Here is a 17,599-nt window from a genome sequence, read left to right as displayed (position 1 = left end):
CCTGACCGGCCAGACCACGGGCGCCGCGCTCGCCGCGGCCTGCTTCGCACTCGCGGGCCACGACGGCGCGACATTGGCGCTGGCGCTCGGCGCAGGCTTTGCCGCGCTCGGCAGCGTGATGAGCTTCCTGCGACTGGCGGTGAAGTAAGCTCTCAAGCCAGGTGTCAGGCCGCCGTCACGTCAACGGTCGCCGGAGTAACGGCCTCGTTGTCCAGCGCCGCCAGACGCTCATCGATGGCAGCGATGACTTTGCGTGAGAACGGCCCGAGATGGGCGTAGGCGGCGATCATCTGCACGGCGATGCGTGCCGATGACGTGTCGCGCTTGGCGCAGTTCATGAAGGTCTGCCACAGCGGCCCGCGCGCCTCGGGAAGGGCGCTGACCACACGGTGCACCGTCTCCATCGCGCCAAGCTTGGCGCGGATGTCGCCTTCCGCGAGCTCGTGGCGCTGCCGCGAGCGGTCAAGCAGCGTCATCAAGCGGTCGACGCGTCCTGCATAGGCGGCCGGGCTGTAGATCTGCTCGAGCACCCGCTTGTAGTCCATCAGGATGTCGCGCAGCGGGCGTACCGGATCGAAGTTGATGCCCGCCGTGCACTGATCGGCGCCGATGGTCGGCGCCACATCGTGGCCCGCGTGGAGCCGGCCCTCGCGCTCGAGGCGGCGCGTCAGCTGCGTGTTCGGCAAGGCATAGAGCAGTCCGACCATGCTGACGGGGATCGCGGCCTCCTCGATGAACTCGATCATGGACTCCGCCATCGAGACCTTCTCGTTGTCGAAGCCGACGATGAAGCCCGCGGTGACGAGAATGCCGGCGGCGTAGATCTTGTGGATGCTCTCGGCGATGTTGCGCCGGGTGTTCTGCTTCTTCCGCATCGCGACCAGGGTTGCCGGATCCGGACTTTCGATGCCGACGAAGATGCCGAAGAAATTGGCCGCCCCCATCAGCTCCAAGAGCTCCGGATCGTCGGCGAGGTTGACCGAGGCTTCGGTGGAGAATTCGAACGGATAGCCGTGGGCGCGCTGCCATTCGGCGAGCTGGGGCAGGAACAGCCGCAGCGACTTCTTGTTGCCGATGAAATTGTCGTCGACGAAGTCGAGATGACCGCGATAGCCCATTTGGTAGAGCGTATCGAGCTCGCGCAGGATCTGCTCGTTCGTCTTGGTCCGTGGGACGCGTCCATAGAGCTCGATGATGTCGCAGAACTCGCAGGTGAACGGACATCCGCGGGAATACTGCACACCGAGATAGAGGTAGTCGTCGAACTTGAGCAGGTCGAAACGCGGCACCGGCGTCTTGGTGACGTCGGCCTGGAATTTCGGCGCGGTGAAGACGCCGGACCGTGCGCCGCTGTCCCAGGCTGTGATGAACTGGTCGATGACGCTCTCGGCCTCGCCGAGCACCCGGAAGTCGGCCCGCTCGTAGATGTGGGGGCTCGAGGTGGGATCGGGACCGCCGACGACCACCGGCTTGCCCGCCGCGCGGCAGAGCTCGATCAGGCGCAGCGTGTCGGCCTGCTGCGGCAGCATTCCGCCGGTGAAGACGACGTCGGCCCAGGCGAGATCGTCGTCGCTGAGCGGCGCCGTGTTGCAATCGATCAGCCGGACCGTCCAACTCTCGGGCAGCATCGCGGCAACGGTGATCAGGCCCAGAGGGGCGGCAGGGCGCTTGACGCCCAACACTTTGCAGGATTCGCCAAAGGTCCAGAAGGACTCTGCCGAGAACAGCGGGTAGAGCATCAGCACGTTGCAGGGACTCGGCACGTTCATGGAACTCCTGTTGGCGGCGGCGCAGTGTATCAAAGCGCCTGCGTCTTGCACCCCGGCAAAAGGGACAAACTGTCGCCGCTGTGCAGCGGCGATCCGGCCCGGAACCGGCGTTCACGGCCGGACGTCGCCTCAAGCCGTGGATTGGCGCCCACGGAAGAGGCGCCAGCCCGAATCGATTGAGAAGGGATGAGGCAAAACAACGCCCCGGTCCATACTTTCAAGCAGGAGGGCCATGCATCCCGGCCACTCCGCGGACTGTTGATTTGAACAGTTCCAGTTTGCCGGACACATTCCGCCACTGAGTTCAATCGGTGGATTGGGCCAATCAGGGGACTTGCGATGGCAAACCTAACAATCAACGGAAAAACCTTCACACTCGACGTGGAGCCGGATACGCCGCTGCTCTGGGCGATCCGCGAGAATGCCGGCCTGACCGGCACCAAATACGGTTGCGGCATCGCACAATGCGGCGCCTGCACGATTCACATCGATGGCGTGGCGATGCGCTCCTGCGGCGTTTCGGTCAGTGAGGCCGAGGGCAAGAAGATCACCACGATCGAAGGGCTCGCATCCGGGAATTCGCTGCACAAGGTGCAGGAAGCCTGGATCGCCCAGGACGTGCCGCAATGCGGCTATTGCCAAAGCGGCATGATCATGGCGGTGGCGGCACTCTTGAACGAAAAACCAAAGCCGACCGACGCCGACATCGACGAGGCCATCACCAATATCTGCCGCTGCGGCTCCTTCCAGCAGGTGCGCGAGGCGATCCACACGATCGCAAGCGCGTAAGGAAATCCGACATGAACAAGCATGTTTCGCCGCGGCTCAACCGCCGCGCCTTCGTCATCGGCACGGCCGCGGTCGGTGCCGGTCTCGCAATCGGCTTCGACATTCCCTTCGGCGGCCCCGCATTGGTCCGCGCCGCCGACGGCTCGCCCGAGATCGGCGCCTGGGTCGTGGTCCGGCCCGATGACACCATCGTGATCCGCATCGCCCGCTCCGAGATGGGCCAGGGCTCGCTGACCGGGCTCGCCCAGCTCGTCGCCGAGGAGCTCGAATGCGACTGGACCAAGGTCACGACCGAATATCCGACGCCCGGCCAGAGCGTCGCCCGCAAGCGCGTCTGGGGCGATTTCTCGACCGGCGGCAGCCGCGGCATCCGCTCCTCGCAGGACTATGTCCGCAAGGGCGGCGCCACCGCGCGCGTGATGCTGATCCAGGCCGCCGCCGATGCGTGGAAAGTGCCGGCATCCGAATGCACGGCTGCGAACAGCGTCATCACCCATACGCCCTCGGGCAAGACCACGACCTACGGCAAGGTCGCCGAGGCTGCGGCCAAGCTGACGCCGCCGGCGGACGTCAAGCTGAAGGACCCGAAGGACTGGAAGCTGATCGGCAAGGGCGTGAACCGGCTTGACACCGCCGACAAGACCACCGGCGCTATGATCTACGGCATCGACGTCAAGCTGCCGGGCATGCTGAATGCCGCGATCAAGGACTGCCCGGTGTTCGGCGGCAAGCTGAAGAGCTTCGACGAGGCCAAGGTCGCCGGCATGAAGGGCGTCAAGAAGGTCGTCAAGGTCGGGGACACCGCGGTCGCCGTCATTGCCGACACCTGGTGGCACGCCAAGACCGCGCTGGAGGCGCTGCCGATCGTCTGGGACGAGGGCGACAACGCCAAGGTCTCCAGCGAGTCGATTGCGAAATGGCTGACTGAAGGCCTCGACGACGCGCAGCCGGCCTATGTCGGCAACAAGAACGGCGACGCCAAAGCGGCAATCGCCGGGGCCGCCAAGAAGATCGAGGCGGTCTACAGCTATCCCTACCAGAACCACGCCACGATGGAGCCGATGAACGCCACCGCGCTCTACACGGCGGACAAGTGCGAGGTCTGGTGCGGCACGCAGAATGGCGAGGCGGCCTTCGCGGCGGTGCTGGAGGCGTCGGGCTTGCCGGCGGAGAAGTGCGACGTGCACAAGGTGATGCTGGGCGGCGGCTTCGGCCGGCGCGGCCAGACCGACTATGTCCGTCAGGCGGTCATGATCGCAAAGCAGATGCCGGGCACGCCGATCAAGCTGTTGTGGTCGCGCGAAGAGGACATGGCGCACGGCCGGTATCACCCGATCACCCAGTGCAAGATGACCGGCGCGTTCGACGCCAACAACAATCTGGTCGCGCTGCACTACCGCCTGTCCGGGCAGTCGATCCTGTTCTCGCTGCGCCCCGAAGCGCTGCAGAACGGCATGGATCCGGCGGCATTCCAGGGCGTCGCCCAATCCGGCGAGGCCGCGTTCGGCTACTCGGTGCCGAACCTGTTGATCGAGCATGCGATGCGTAACCCGCACGTTCCGCCCGGCTTCTGGCGCGGCGTCAACGTCAATCACAACGCGATCTACATGGAATGCTTCATGGACGAGCTGGCCCAGGCCGCAGGCCAGGACCCGCTCGAATTCCGGCGCAATCTGATGGGCAATCACCCCAAGCACCTCGCGGTGCTCAATGCCGTCGCCGAGAAGATCGGCTGGACCACGCCGGCGCCGCAGGGCGTCTATCGCGGCATCGCCCAGGTCATGGGCTATGGCAGCTATGTCGCCGGCGCCGCCGAAATCTCGGTGACCGACGGCAGCAAGATCAAGGTGCATCGCATCGTCGCCTCCACCGACCCCGGCTATATCGTCAATCCGGCGCAGGTGGAGCGGCAGATCGCGGGCTCCTTCGTCTATGGCCTCTCCGCGCTGTTCTACGGCGGCTGCACAGTCAAGGATGGCAAGATCGAGCAAACCAACTTCGACACCTACAACTCGATGCGCATCAACGAGATGCCGAAAGTGGAGACGGTGATGGTGCCGAGCGGCGGGTTCTGGGGCGGCGTCGGCGAGCCGACCATCGGCGTCGCGGCGCCCGCGGTGCTCAACGCCTACTTCGCGGCGACGGGCAAGCGCATCCGCTCGGTGCCGCTGCGCGACCAGAACATCACCTTCGCGTAAGAGAGCGCTGCGGCTGCCACAACGGCAGCCGCAGCATTTTTCCGGACAAGACTCATGAATGCGCCGGTGACACGGCGGAATGCCGTCCTCGGCATCACCGCCGCGGCCACATCGCTCGCCGCACCTTCGATCCTGCGCGCTCAATCGGCGGGCCGCATCGTCGTGGTCGGCGGCGGCTTTGGCGGCGCGGCCTCTGCCCGCGCACTCAAGCGCGCCGACGCGAAATTGCAGGTTACCCTGATCGAGCCGAACAAGACCTTCATCTCCTGCCCCTTCAGCAACGAGGTGATCGCAGGCTTGCGCGAGATCGAAGCGCAGCAGTTCGGTTACGACAAGCTCGCCGCCGAGGGCATCAGCGTCGTCGCTCAGGCTGCAACGACCATCGACACGCAAAAGCGTAGCGTGACGGCGGCCGATGGCGCCGCGTTTGGTTATGACCGTCTCGTGCTCTCGCCCGGCATCGACTTCCATGTCGAGGCTCTGCCCGGCTACGACGACGCTGCGTCGGAAAAGATGCCGCACGCCTGGAAGGCCGGCGCACAAACCCTCTTGCTGCGCAGGCAATTGGAGGCGATGGCGGATGGCGGCACGGTCGCGATCGCAATCCCCGCCAATCCCTCGCGTTGCCCGCCGGCACCTTACGAGCGCGCCAGCCTGATCGCGCATTATCTCAAGACCGCGAAGCCACGCTCGAAAGTCCTGATCCTTGATGCCAAGGACGCCTTCTCCCAGCAGCGGCTATTCGAGAGAGCTTGGAAAGAGCTCTACGGCGACATGATCGAGCGGGTCGCGCTGTCGCAAGGCGGCCGCGTCACCTCGGTCGATCCCGCGAGCAAGACCATCGTCACCGAGTTCGGCAACTACACCCCTGACGTTGCCAACGTCATTCCGCCGCAGCGCGCCGGGCGCATTGCCGAGATCGCGGGCGCTGCGGATGCGACCGGCTGGTGCCCGATTGATCCCGTCACTTTCGAATCGAAGCTCGTCAAAGACATCCACGTTATCGGCGACGCCTGCCTCGGCGGCGGCATTCCCAAATCGGCTTCCGCTGCAAGCGCGCAAGGCAAGGCTTGCGCCGCCGCGATCATCGCTTTGCTCGCGGGCCGCACGCCGGAAGCGCCGCGACTGACAGGCGTCTGCTACACCACCGTCGCGCCCGGTTACGGCTTTTCGCTCGCCGGCAATTACCAGCCCAAGGGCGACATCTTCGCCGAGGTCGAAGGCGGCGTGACCAGCCCGGTCGATGCCCCGCGCGAGCTGCGCGCCCGCGAGGCGGCCGAGGCCGAGCGCTGGTTTCAAACCGTCACGGCGGATTGTTTTGGCTAATGCAATGGTGAGACGAAGCTGTCACCACCAATCCGGTGCGCTCCCTCCGCCGCCTGCGGGGGAGGGCTGGGGAGAGGGTTTCTCCACAATCGAGAACCCCCAAGAGGAAAGAGCCCTCACCCGTGCCTTCGGCGCGACCTCTCCCGCAAGCGGGAGAGGTAAGTGGAGCTCGCGGCTAGATTTCTCGTCACACAACCGATTGATTGTCGCTGCGCTGGTCGCAGCAAATCTTACATTTGCGGGTGGTGCGACTGCCGAAGACCTAGTGCCTTACAAAATCGTTGGCGATGGCATTCCGGCTTCCCTCACCGGCTCGCCGGGCGATGCCGCGCGCGGACGCGCGCTGGTGCTCGCGCGCACGACGACTTGCATCCTCTGCCACTCCGGTCCCTTCCCGGAAACCCGTTTCCAGGGTGACCTCGCGCCCGATCTCACCGGTGCCGGGAACCGGTGGTCCAGTGAGCCAGTTGCGACTTCGTCTGGTGGACGCTTCGCGCTTCAACCCGCAGACCATCATGCCGTCCTATTACCGCAACGACGGGTTCGTGCGTGTTGGACGCAGTTTCGCCGGCAAGCCGATATTGTCGGCCGCGGAGATCGAGGACATCGTGGCCTTTCTTGCAACGCTTCAGGATTAGGACTGATCATGCCGACCACGCGACGCCAATTCTTGAGTCTTGCCGGCAGCGTGACGGCCGCCGGTGCGATTCCGATCGTGACGCTGCGGCCGGTCGAGGCGACACCCGCGATGCTCACCGCCGCGATCCGCAACGTCGTCGGTGAAGCGCAATTGCGCACTGGCAAGGTCAAGCTCGACATTCCGCCGCTGGTCGAGAACGGCAATACGGTGCCGATGACGGTGAGCGTCGCAAGCCCGATGACAGCGGACGATTACGTCAAGTCCATCCACGTCTTCAACGAGAAGAACCCGCAGCCGAACATCGGCAATTTCCATCTCGGCCCCTCCTCCGGCCGCGCCCAGGTCTCGACCCGGATCCGGCTCGCCGACAGCCAGAAGGTGGTTGCGATCGCGCTCCTGTCCGACGACAGCTTCTGGCAGGTCGCCGCCGACGTCGTCGTGACGTTGGCCGCCTGCACCGAGGAGATGAACTGATGGCCGCCCTCATCAATGTTCCCGCAAAGGCCAAACGCGGCGAGATTATCGAAATCCGCGCGCTGACCGCGCACATCATGGAGACCGGCTTCCGCCACACCGTGGACGGCAAGCTGGTGCCGCGCGACATCATCACGAGCTTCAGCTGTTGCTACAACGGCGCCGAGATCTTTCGCGCCGATCTGTTTCCGGCGATCGCCGCGAATCCATATTTGTCCTTCTTCACGGTCGCCAAGGAGAGCGGCAAGTTCGAGTTCGAATGGATCGGCGACAACGGCTATTCGTCCACCGCATCGGCATCGATCATCGTCGAATGAGGACTTGGCGCGCGATAGCGGTGGCGGCGCTGACCGCCACCGCCCCTGCCCTCCTCGCCGGTGAAATCCCGCCCGAGGCGCGCCGCTCCGGCTATGCCTTCATGGGACCCGACACGCGCGCGATGCAGGATGACGATACGTCCAATCCGGGCATGCTGTTCGTGCTCGACGGTCAGGCATTGTGGGGAAAGAAGACCGGCAGTGCGGAGAAGTCCTGCGCGGACTGCCATGGCGATGCCCGCGGCAGCATGAAAGGCGTCGCGGCGCGCTATCCGGCCTTCGACAAGGCGCTCGGCCGTCCCGTCACGCTCGACCAGCGCATCAACCTCTGCCGCGGCAATCACCAGCAGGCGACACCGCTGCCCTATGAGAGCCGCGATCTGCTGGCGTTGTCCGCCTTCGTCGTCCATCAATCGCGCGGCGTTGCGATCACCGCTGGCGACGATCCACAGGTAAAACCCTTCGTCGAACAGGGGCGCGACCTCTTCATGCAGCGCGAGGGCCAGCTCAATCTCGCCTGCGCCAATTGCCATGACGACAATTTCGACAAACGTCTTGCCGGCGCGCCGATCACGCAGGGACAGCCGACCGGCTATCCGCTGTATCGGCTGGAATGGCAGACGCTGGGTTCGCTGGAGCGACGGCTGCGCAGCTGCATGACCGGCGTGCGCGCCCAGGCTTATGATTACGGGTCGCCCGAACTGGCCGCGCTCGAGCTCTATCTGATGTCGCGAGCGCGCGGCCTGCCGATCGAGACGCCCGCGGTGCGGCCGTAAGCGATAACGGCCTGGACTGGCCGTCGTCTAAGCCGTCGAAGTCTTCATCGCCTCCAGGACTGCGGCCGAGCTAGCTACCCAGCCGAAGATGCCGCCCTGGGCCTTGATCATCTTCAGGCCCATCTCGTGAAACTCGGGAAAGTAGGATGCGCAGCCGTCGGAGATGACGACGCAGCGATAGCCGCGGTCGTTGGCCTCGCGCACGGTGGTGTTGACGCAGACCTCGGTGGTGACGCCGCACACCAGCAAATTCTCGACGCCGTATTTTTCCAAGACGTCGCCGAGCTCGGTGGCGTAGAACGCGCCCTTGCCCGGCTTGTCGATCACGATCTCGCTGTCGAGCGGATAGAGCTCGGGAATGATGTCGTGGCCGGCCTCGCCGCGGATGAGAATGCGGCCCATCGGGCCGGGATCGCCGATGCGCAAGGACGGCGCACCGCGCTCGACCTTCGCCGGCGGCGCGTCGGAGAGGTCAGGCAGATGGCCCTCGCGGGTATGGATCACCAGCATGCCGGTGTCGCGCGCGGCCTTCAGCACCGCGCCGATCGGCTTCACCGCGCGCCCGAGCTGGCTGACGTCATTGCCGAGCGTCTCACCGAAACCGCCTGGCTCGAGAAAATCGCGCTGCATGTCGATGATGAGAAGCGCGGTGGCGGGCCAGTCGAGCCCGATCGGCTCAGGCTCGGCGCTGATGACGCCCCGCGTCGGCTTGGTTGAGTTCAGCATGATGCCCGCCCCCCGCGAGAACTCGCTTTGGCTAGAGTTCTGCAAACGCCGTGCCATTGTGTACAATTGCGGCGGGGTGCGGGGCGCCAGGGAATTTGCTGCGTGGTCAGAAGGTTATGAAGCGACCCGACGGCTGCTCATCGCTGGGCGACGACTTCGCGCGGGGCATTTGCTTAAAGGATGAGCGGCGGCAGCACTCTCTCCGGCGTCATTCCGGGGCGGCGCGGAAGCGTCGAGCCCGGAATCCATCGGGCCGCAATGCACGAGGCGAAATGGATTCCGGGTTCGCGCTGCGCGCGCCCCGGAATGACGGGCAGAGACTACCCTCCCGCCCCGTACAGCAGCCGATACTCGTCCTCATACCGCGCATACGACTCCTTCAGCGTCGCCATGTTCAGCAGCATGGTCGCGACCAGCAGATTTGCCTTGTCGAATACGCGCGTCTTGGCCCAGGCGCTTTCGGTGCGGCGGCTGCCGGAGAGCGCGACCACCTCGCGCTCGATCTCATACTCTTCGTCGACGAAGAGCGGCCCCTGCACCAGCCTGATCTCCTGATCGGCGAACAGGCCGACCGCCGGTCCCTTGGCCGGCAATGGATCGTCCTTGGAGCGGTACTGGAACAGCACGCTCAGCATCTCCATCGGGATGATGGGCTTGCGCCATGGATTGTCAGCGCCGGAATAATACGGCGAGTTTTCGGTGATCACGGCGAGCTTCTGCCGGAGCGAGAACGGATAGAGGTCGCCCATGGTCTGGTCGAAGGCCATACGCACCGTTTGCCGCCTGCTCGTCTGCGCCACCTTCACGTCGCGCAGGATCACGGGATCGGTGAGCGGCTTGAGCTCGGCGAGGCGCGCCTCGAGCGCGGTCGCTGCGTGCGGCTCGCCGACCGAGGCCGTGCCGCGCATCACCTCGGTGCCATCGCGCTTGACCATCTGGATCTGGCACTGGCGGGTAGCAGGCAGCGGCTTCGACAGGATCGCCTGCACTTCCTCGCCCTCATAGCAGACGCTGCGGTAATGCGCTGAGAGGCACCCAGTTTCGAACCAGGCGCGTCCCCACAGCCGTTCGCCGAGCGGTGCGAACTGGTGAAATGCGTCGGCCCCTCGATGGTGCCGCCCCTGAAGCCGAGCTTCTGTGCGGTGGCGTCATCATGGATCGAGGCGTGCGCGTCGTAAGTCTGCGCTTGCAACATCTGGCGCGGCCGACGCCACGGCCCGATCAGGGCCTCGGCCGTCTCCGTGATCTCGGTGTCGAATGCGTTTGCAGCCATGGTGTTCTCCACAAGCAGCCATGACTAGCAGGAGCGCCACGGATGCGGCCAGCGATATTGACTTCGCCGACCCATGCTTTTGACTGTCACAATTCGCGTCGCGCCGCCGCAATCCTTCCCGCAGCGCAAACCCCACGCCCGAACGAGAGCCGAGGACTTCCGAAATGACGCTGATGCAGGTCGAGTTGGACGATAAATACCGGCTCGAATCGAAGCGGATCTTCCTGTCCGGCACCCAGGCCCTGGTCCGCTTGCCGATGTTGCAGCGCGAACGCGACCGGCTTCAGGGGCTCAACACCGGCGGCTTCATCTCGGGCTATCGCGGTTCCCCGCTCGGCATGTACGACCACGCGCTGTGGCGCGCGAAGTCTTTCCTCCAGCAGCATGACATAGCCTTCGTCCCCGGCCTGAACGAGGACCTCGCGGCGACCGCCGTCTGGGGCAGCCAGCAGGTCGGCCTGTTTCCCGGCGCCAAGGTCGATGGGGTGTTCGGCATCTGGTACGGCAAAGGGCCGGGCGTCGATCGCTCGGTCGATGCGCTCAAGCACGCCAACGCCGCGGGCACCTCGCTGAATGGCGGCGTGCTGGCGCTGGCCGGCGACGACCACGGCTGCCAGTCCTCGACGCTGGCGCATCAGAGCGAGCAGGTGTTTGCGGCAGCGCTGATCCCCGTGATCAATCCCGCGACGCTGCAGGATTATCTCGACCTCGGCCTTTATGGCTTTGCGCTGTCGCGCTTCTCCGGCTGCTGGGTCGGCTTCAAGGCGATCAGCGAAACCGTCGAGAGCTCGGCATCGATCTATAGCGATCCCGAACGCATCCAGATCAGGCTGCCCGATGATTTCGAGATGCCGCCCGGCGGCCTCAACATCCGCTGGCCGGATCCGCCGCTGGAGGCCGAGAGGCGCCTGTTCGGGCCGAAGATGGAAGCGGTGCAGGCCTTCGCCCGCGCCAACCAGCTCGACCGCATCGTGCTCGATTCAAAGCCCGCGCGGCTTGGAATCGTCGCGACAGGCAAGGCTTATCTCGACCTGCGCCAGGCGCTTGCCGACTTAGGGATCACCGACAAGGACGCGCAGGACCTCGGCCTGCGCATCTACAAGGTCGCGATGACCTGGCCGCTGGAGGAAAGCGGCGCGAAGCGTTTCGCGGAAGGCCTTCAGGACGTCCTCGTGGTCGAGGAAAAGCGCGGCTTCATCGAAGACCAGCTGATGCGCATTCTCTACAATATCGATGCGTCCAAGCGCCCGACCGTCACGGGCAAGCGTGATGAGCGCGGCGCACCGCTGCTGCCGAGCGAGGGCGAGCTGACGCCGACCATCGTCGCCTCTGCGCTGGTGGCGCGCTTACGTAAGCTCGGCCATCACAGCCCGGTGCTGGAACAACGGCTGGCGCGGCTCGAGGCCTTCGATAATCCGGTCACCACCAGCACGCCGATCAAGCTCGCGCGCACGCCGTTCTTCTGCTCGGGCTGCCCGCACAACTCCTCGACGCGCGTGCCCGAAGGAAGCCGCGCCATGGCCGGCATCGGCTGCCACGGCATGGCCCTGAGCATGCCGACCCGCCGCACCGATTTGATCTCGCATATGGGCGCCGAAGGTGTGAACTGGATCGGCCAATCGCCCTTCACCACCGAGAAGCACATCTTCCAGAACCTCGGCGACGGCACGTATACCCATTCCGGGCTGCTCGCCCTTCGCGCGGCATCGGCCGCCGGCATCAACATCACCTACAAGATACTCTACAACGACGCCGTCGCCATGACCGGCGGCCAGCCCGCCGAGGGCAGCTTCAACGTCGCGCAGATCGCGCATCAGGTCTGGGCTGAAGGCGTCAAGCGGCTCGCGATCGTCTCGGACGATCCGAGCAAATATCCGCAAGGAAATTACTTCCCGCACGGCGCGACTATCCACCACCGCCGCGAGCTCGACGCCGTGCAGCGCGAGCTGCGCGACATCAAGGGCCTCACGGTGATCATCTACGACCAGACCTGCGCTGCCGAAAAGCGCCGCCGCCGCAAGCGCGGTCTCTATCCCGATCCCGCCAAGCGCGCCTTCATCAACGAGCTCGTCTGCGAAGGCTGCGGCGATTGCTCGCAGGCCTCCAACTGCGTCTCGGTACAACCGCTGGAGACCGAGTTCGGCCGCAAGCGTCAGATCGACCAGTCGAACTGCAACAAGGATTTTTCCTGCGTCGAAGGCTTTTGCCCGAGTTTTGTCACCGTGCATGGCGGCAGCCTGAAGCGCATGAAGACGTCAGCGGTCGATTCCGGCCAGCTGTTCGCCGACCTGCCGCTGCCGCCGACGCGTGAGCTGGAAGGCCCCTACAACATCCTCGTCACCGGCATCGGCGGCACCGGCGTCATCACCATCGGCGCGTTGCTCGGCATGGCCGCTCATGTCGACGGCCGCGGCTGCTCGGCGCTCGACTTCACCGGACTGTCGCAGAAGAACGGCGCGGTGATGAGCCATGTTCGCATCGCGCCGAAGCCGGAAGACATCTCCGCCGTCCGCATCACCACCGGCGGGGCCGACGTCATCCTCGGCTGCGACATGATCGTCTCGGCCGGTCCCACTGCGCTGAGCCGCGCCGAGCGCGGCGTGACGAAGGCCTACATCAACGCCGACCTGCAGCCGACCGCGAGCTTCGTGCAAAACCCCGATCTCGATTTCGAGATGGGCACGATGCAGACCGTCCTGCGGGACGCGATCGGCGACAAGAACCTCGACATCATCGACGCGACAGGCATTGCCGCGGCGCTGATGGGCGATAGCATCGCCACCAACCCCTTCATGCTCGGCTTCGCCTTCCAGAAGGGCGCGATCCCGCTGTCGCTGGAAGCCCTGCTCCGCGCCATCGAGATCAACGGCGCCGCAATCGAGATGAACAAGCTCGCCTTCACCTGGGGCCGTCTCGCCGCCCACGACATGTCGCGGGTGCGCAGCGTGCTCCAGTTCAAGAACAGGGCAGCCGCGCCGACGAAATCGCTCGACGACATCATCGCGACCCGCGCCGAGTTCCTGACTGGCTATCAGGACAAGGCCTATGCCGAGCGCTACCTCGCAGCTGTCGCCAAGGCGCGCAAGGCGGAGAGTGCGGCCTCGCCGGGCTCCACGGAGCTGACGCAGGCAGTCGCAAAGAACCTGTTCAAGCTGATGGCCTACAAGGACGAGTATGAGGTCGCGCGGCTCTATACCGACGGCAGCTTTGCCAAGAAGGTGTCGGAAAAATTCGACGGCGACTTCACGCTGAAATACCACCTGGCACCGCCGATCTTCGCGAAGCGCGATAAGGCGACCGGCCGGCTCCAGAAGCAGGAGTTCGGCGGCTGGATGATCCACGCCTTCCGCGTTCTCGCCAGGCTCAAGTTCTTGCGCGGCACCGCGCTCGACCCGTTCGGCCGCACCGAGGAACGCAAGACAGAGCGCAAGCTGATCGAGGATTATCTGGCGATGATCGATCAGCGGATTGCGAGACTGAGAGCCGAGCAGATCCCGCTGCTGGCGCGGCTTGCGCGCGTGCCGGAGACGATCCGCGGCTTCGGCCACGTCAAGGAAGCCAACATCAAGCAGGCGGCGGCCGAGACGGCGCGGCTGGAAGCAGAGCTGGAGAACTGCCGCTTTGCGGCGGCCGCGGAGTGACGGATAGCCGCGCACTCTCTACGTGTCATTGCGAGGAGCTCGCGACAAAATTGCGTAGCAATTTTGCGCTGATGCGACGAAGCAATCCAGAGTCTTTCCGCAGAAACAGTCTGGATTGCTTATGACGACTGTGGGACGCGCTCGCCACACAGTCGGTGTCATCGCCCGGCTTGACCGGGCGATCCCAGTACTCCGAGACAGTTGTGATTAAGCCGAGAAGCCGCGGCGTACTGGATGCCCGCTTTCGCGGAGCATGACAGCGGTGGAGATGGCTAGACCGACGTCGTGGCAACGCTTGATGCGACCGACACCACACGCCCCTCCGCCAGATGCCGCCCCGCGATGTACCCGAACGTCAGCGCTGGCCCGAGGGTGATGCCCGGGCCCGGACAGTTGCCGTTCATGATCGAGGCCATGTCGTTGCCGCAGGCATAGAGGCCCGCGATCGGCGTGCCGTCCGCGCGCAGCACGCGCGCCCGTGCATCGACCCTCATGCCGATCGCGGTGCCGAGATCGGCCGGATGGATGCGCATCGCGAAGAATGGCGCGCGGATAATTGGCGCGACGCAAGGATTTGGCTTGTGAGTGGCATCGCCGAGATGGCGCTGGTAGATGGTGCTGCCGCGGCCGAATTCGGGATCGCGGCCCTCTTTCGCACCGGCGTTGTAGGCCGCGATCGTCGCCGCGAGCGTGGACGGCTTGATGCCGATCTTTGCCGCGAGCTGCGCAACGTCAGGAGCCTCGATCAGCTCGCCGCTCGCGACATAGCGCCGATAGTTGCGCGTGAGCGGCTTGATGCGGCCGAGACCGTAGCTCCACAGGAACTGGCAGTCGCAGATCAGGTAGAATGGCCGGTCCGGCTCGCCATTGCCGTCGCGCAACATGGCGCGCACGAATTCGTGGTAGGACACGGCCTCGTTGACGAAGCGCCGGCCTGCGGCATTGACGGCGATCACGCCGGGCTTGGCGCGATCAGTCACGGTGTGCGGGAACACGCCACGGCTGCCGTCGGCATGGCGGAACAGCGAGGCCGGCACCCAATAGGCCGGGCTGGTCGCGTCCGTGTTGAGCGCGGCACCGGCAGCAGCCGCGAGCCGAAGTCCGTCGCCTGTCCCTGATGGGTTGGTGGCCGAGATAAAACCGGCAGCGGCCGGGAAGAAGCATTTGCGCAAGCGCGCATCGTGCGAGAAGCCGCCGGTCGCGAGCACGACGCCGCGACGCGCCGCGATCAGGCGGTCGCGGGAGCCGTGGCGGATCACTACGCCGGCCACGCGATCGCCTTGCATCGACAAGTCCTCGACATCGGCGCTGAAGAGGATCTCGACCTGCCGCGCCAGAAGCGAGGCGTACAGCCGCGCGGCGAGCGCATTGCCGAGATGCAACGTGGTGCCGCGCGGCGCGTGCAAGCGCTGCCACGCATACGCTGAAACCAGCCGCGCGGTGCGTAACGTCGATCGCAGTGATTTTCCGGCCCGGCGCAGATGCGGAGTGTCGAGACCGTTGACCATCATCCCGCCGAACAGCGTGAATTCCGGCAGCGGCGGCCGCAAGCGCGCAAAAGCCTTGCCGAGCCACGTGCCATCGAACGCGACCGGCTCCAGCACGCGTCCGCCGGGCGTTGCGCCCAGCCGCTCCGGATAATAGTCCGGATAGGCCTTGACCGGCTGGAGGCGCAATTCGGTGTTGGCTTCGAGATAGGCGATCGCCTCCGGTCCGCGCGCGAGGAAGGCGGCGCGCAGGCCGGCATTGGCAGGCTCAGGCACCGTGCTCGACAGATACTGGACGGCGTCAGCGACGCTGTCGGACAGCCCCGCCTCTTTCATCTTGGGATTGGCGGGGATCCAGACCATGCCGCCGGACCATGCGGTGGTGCCGCCGACGAAGGCGGTCTTCTCGATCACCAACACCCGCAGCCCTTCGACGGCCGCAACGGCCGCCGCCGTCATGCCGCCGGCACCGGCACCGATGACAATGACATCGTAGGTCTCATGCGCCGGCATCATGCGGCAAGGTTCCGGGAGCGAGGCATGACACCGTCATACCTCGCTCACCGGCCCGCAGCTAGCGCGCCTTCTTGCGCTCGACCGGGTCGATGTCGATCGCCCGCAGGCGGCCGAGCCGCAGCACGTCCATGGCCAGCCGCCGGCCGATGCGGTCGCGGTCCAGCACGCGGATCAGATCGTCGACGCCGTTGATCTCGACACCGTCGAGCCTGATGACGACGTCGCCGGGCAACAGGCCCGCTTTCGCGGCCGGGCCGTCCGGCTCGATCTGCATCAAGAGCGCGCCCATCTTGTTCTCGACGCCGGCCAGCACGGCATGCCGCCGCGGGACCGGCGCGGTCTGCCCGGCAACGCCGATATAGGCGCGGCGGACATAACCGTGGCGGATGATCTCCGACAGCACGAATTGCGCGGTGTTGCTGGCGACCGCAAAGCAGATGCCCTGCGCCCCGTTGATGATGGCGGTGTTGATGCCGATCACCTCGGCATTCGACGACACCAGCGGGCCGCCGGAATTGCCCGGGTTGAGCGCGGCATCGGTCTGGATCACGTCCTCGATGGTGCGCCCGCTAACCGAGCGGATCGAGCGGCCGAGCGCCGAGACCACGCCGGCGGTCACGGTCGATTCGAAGCCGAGCGGATTGCCGATCGCGATCACGAGCTGACCGCGCCGCAGGTTCTTGGAATTGCCCAGCGCAGCATAGGGCAAATGGCGCACGCCATTGGCGCGCAGCAGCGCAAGGTCAGTGTCGGGATCGACGCCGAGCACCTGGGCATCGCCGACATGGCCCTCGACGTCGCGCAGCCGGATTTCCTTGGAGGAGCCGACCACATGGCTGTTGGTAAGGACGAGTCCGTCCGGCGATATCACGATGCCCGAGCCGAGCCCGCCACGTTCGCGGCCGTTCGGTACTTTTGGCCCGGTCTCGACCCGCACGACGGCAGGGCCGACGCGGTCGGTCACGTCGATCACGGCATTGGAATAGGCGTCCAGCAGAGCCCGGTCGTCGACCGGGGCAGACGCCGTCGTTCGCGATGACGATGCGCCACCGGCGATATCTGAGGTGAGGTCCAACATGGCAAGAGTCCTTGAGGCTCACACAGATGGTGGCCTGTTCCCTGCAGCGCAAGTGGCCCGACCAGGGCGCCGGGCTGGGCTGCTAGGGTTCCCGCCTCAGCGAGCCGCCTCTTGCCTTGACCGGATCGAGCAGCGACCAGTCTCCATCCGGGAGCACATGGCCCTTGGGGAATGGTGCGCGCAGCTCGAGCCCGAGCGAACCCAGCACGCGGTCGTCGCGGTAGTAGCATTGCAGCACGACGCGGACGAGCGTTGCAGCGGCGACGCCGCCGTGCTTGCGAAACTCCTGCGCAACGCCATCGCGCGCGGCAGGCTCGAGATCGGCAAGCGGCATCCCCGCGAGCCGCGCCAGATGGTCGAGCGCCGCCACCACCAGCTTGGTGTCGCGGCCGAGCGTTGCCAGGATGTCGGCCTGGATGATGTCGTCATCGGCGCCCGGGACGCGGTATTCGTCGCTCGCGGGAATGATCATCGCGCCGATGGTGCGGAGGTCCTGGCGCTGCCGAGGCGTGAGGGTGAGCTGATCAGTCATTGGGTCCTCGCGTCGGAACGTTGCGGCTAAGGTAACGGTGCGCTCCCTCCCCCGCTT

At 65.5% G+C, this 17,599-nt stretch carries 12 protein-coding genes and 2 pseudogenes; 8 read left to right on the top strand and 6 right to left on the bottom strand.

Annotated elements, in window-relative coordinates; translation table 11 throughout:
- Window positions 1-164: 164 nt before the first annotated feature.
- A complete protein-coding gene (locus tag CWO91_RS36125) occupies window positions 165-1,769 on the bottom strand; it encodes a B12-binding domain-containing radical SAM protein (protein WP_130220228.1) in 1,605 nt (534 codons plus the stop codon).
- Window positions 1,770-2,108: 339 nt separating this feature from the next.
- Between CWO91_RS36125 and CWO91_RS36115 the strand changes: the two genes are divergently transcribed.
- From CWO91_RS36115 to soxA, 7 genes and pseudogenes are all read left to right on the top strand, one after another.
- Entirely contained in the window at window positions 2,109-2,558 is a 450-nt protein-coding gene (locus tag CWO91_RS36115) for a (2Fe-2S)-binding protein (RefSeq protein ID WP_130220226.1), read from the top strand.
- A gap of 11 nt (window positions 2,559-2,569) precedes the next feature.
- On the top strand, window positions 2,570-4,756 hold the full coding sequence (locus CWO91_RS36110) for a xanthine dehydrogenase family protein molybdopterin-binding subunit (RefSeq protein WP_130220225.1): 2,187 nt from the start codon (window positions 2,570-2,572) through the stop codon (window positions 4,754-4,756).
- Between the two features lie 54 nt (window positions 4,757-4,810).
- The gene (locus CWO91_RS36105; protein WP_130220224.1) at window positions 4,811-6,082 is read left to right on the top strand and encodes an NAD(P)/FAD-dependent oxidoreductase; all 1,272 of its coding nucleotides are present in this window, start codon (window positions 4,811-4,813) and stop codon (window positions 6,080-6,082) included.
- A gap of 199 nt (window positions 6,083-6,281) precedes the next feature.
- Window positions 6,282-6,720: pseudogene (gene soxX / locus CWO91_RS36100) on the top strand (sulfur oxidation c-type cytochrome SoxX).
- Window positions 6,721-6,728: 8 nt separating this feature from the next.
- Window positions 6,729-7,196: a SoxY-related AACIE arm protein gene (locus tag CWO91_RS36095; RefSeq protein ID WP_130220223.1), complete on the top strand. Its 468-nt coding sequence runs from the start codon at window positions 6,729-6,731 to the stop codon at window positions 7,194-7,196.
- Window positions 7,196-7,513: a thiosulfate oxidation carrier complex protein SoxZ gene (gene soxZ, locus CWO91_RS36090; RefSeq protein WP_130220222.1), complete on the top strand. Its 318-nt coding sequence runs from the start codon at window positions 7,196-7,198 to the stop codon at window positions 7,511-7,513. Before CWO91_RS36095 ends, soxZ begins: the two co-directional genes overlap by 1 nt.
- Window positions 7,510-8,289, top strand: a complete 780-nt coding sequence (gene soxA / locus CWO91_RS36085; protein WP_165405955.1) for a sulfur oxidation c-type cytochrome SoxA — start codon at window positions 7,510-7,512, stop codon at window positions 8,287-8,289. The genes soxZ and soxA overlap by 4 nt, the downstream gene beginning before the upstream one ends.
- Before the next feature lie 27 nt (window positions 8,290-8,316).
- Here soxA and CWO91_RS36080 read toward each other — a convergent pair whose 3' ends face one another.
- Window positions 8,317-9,015, bottom strand: a complete 699-nt coding sequence (locus tag CWO91_RS36080) for a cysteine hydrolase family protein (RefSeq protein ID WP_130220220.1) — start codon at window positions 9,013-9,015, stop codon at window positions 8,317-8,319.
- 320 nt (window positions 9,016-9,335) lie between these two features.
- A pseudogene (locus tag CWO91_RS36075) lies at window positions 9,336-10,288 on the bottom strand (hypothetical protein).
- Between the two features lie 164 nt (window positions 10,289-10,452).
- Between CWO91_RS36075 and CWO91_RS36070 the strand changes: the two are divergent.
- Window positions 10,453-13,929, top strand: a complete 3,477-nt coding sequence (locus tag CWO91_RS36070) for an indolepyruvate ferredoxin oxidoreductase family protein (RefSeq protein ID WP_130220219.1) — start codon at window positions 10,453-10,455, stop codon at window positions 13,927-13,929.
- Window positions 13,930-14,201: 272 nt separating this feature from the next.
- On the opposite strand, the gene CWO91_RS36065 is transcribed toward CWO91_RS36070, so the two are convergent.
- The 3 genes from CWO91_RS36065 to CWO91_RS36055 form a co-directional block, all read right to left on the bottom strand.
- On the bottom strand, window positions 14,202-15,932 hold the full coding sequence (locus tag CWO91_RS36065) for an FAD-dependent oxidoreductase (protein ID WP_130220218.1): 1,731 nt from the start codon (window positions 15,930-15,932) through the stop codon (window positions 14,202-14,204).
- Between the two features lie 58 nt (window positions 15,933-15,990).
- On the bottom strand, window positions 15,991-17,010 hold the full coding sequence (locus CWO91_RS36060) for a S1C family serine protease (protein WP_130220217.1): 1,020 nt from the start codon (window positions 17,008-17,010) through the stop codon (window positions 15,991-15,993).
- Window positions 17,011-17,092: 82 nt separating this feature from the next.
- Window positions 17,093-17,542 (bottom strand): hypothetical protein, encoded by a 450-nt coding sequence (locus CWO91_RS36055; RefSeq protein WP_130220216.1) that lies wholly within the window; start codon window positions 17,540-17,542, stop codon window positions 17,093-17,095.
- Window positions 17,543-17,599: the final 57 nt, after the last annotated feature.

This window comes from Bradyrhizobium genosp. SA-3, assembly GCF_004212635.1.
Lineage (GTDB): Bacteria > Pseudomonadota > Alphaproteobacteria > Rhizobiales > Xanthobacteraceae > Bradyrhizobium.
The sequence above is the reverse complement of the archived record's forward strand: the minus strand, read 5'-3'. Positions and strand labels throughout refer to the sequence as shown.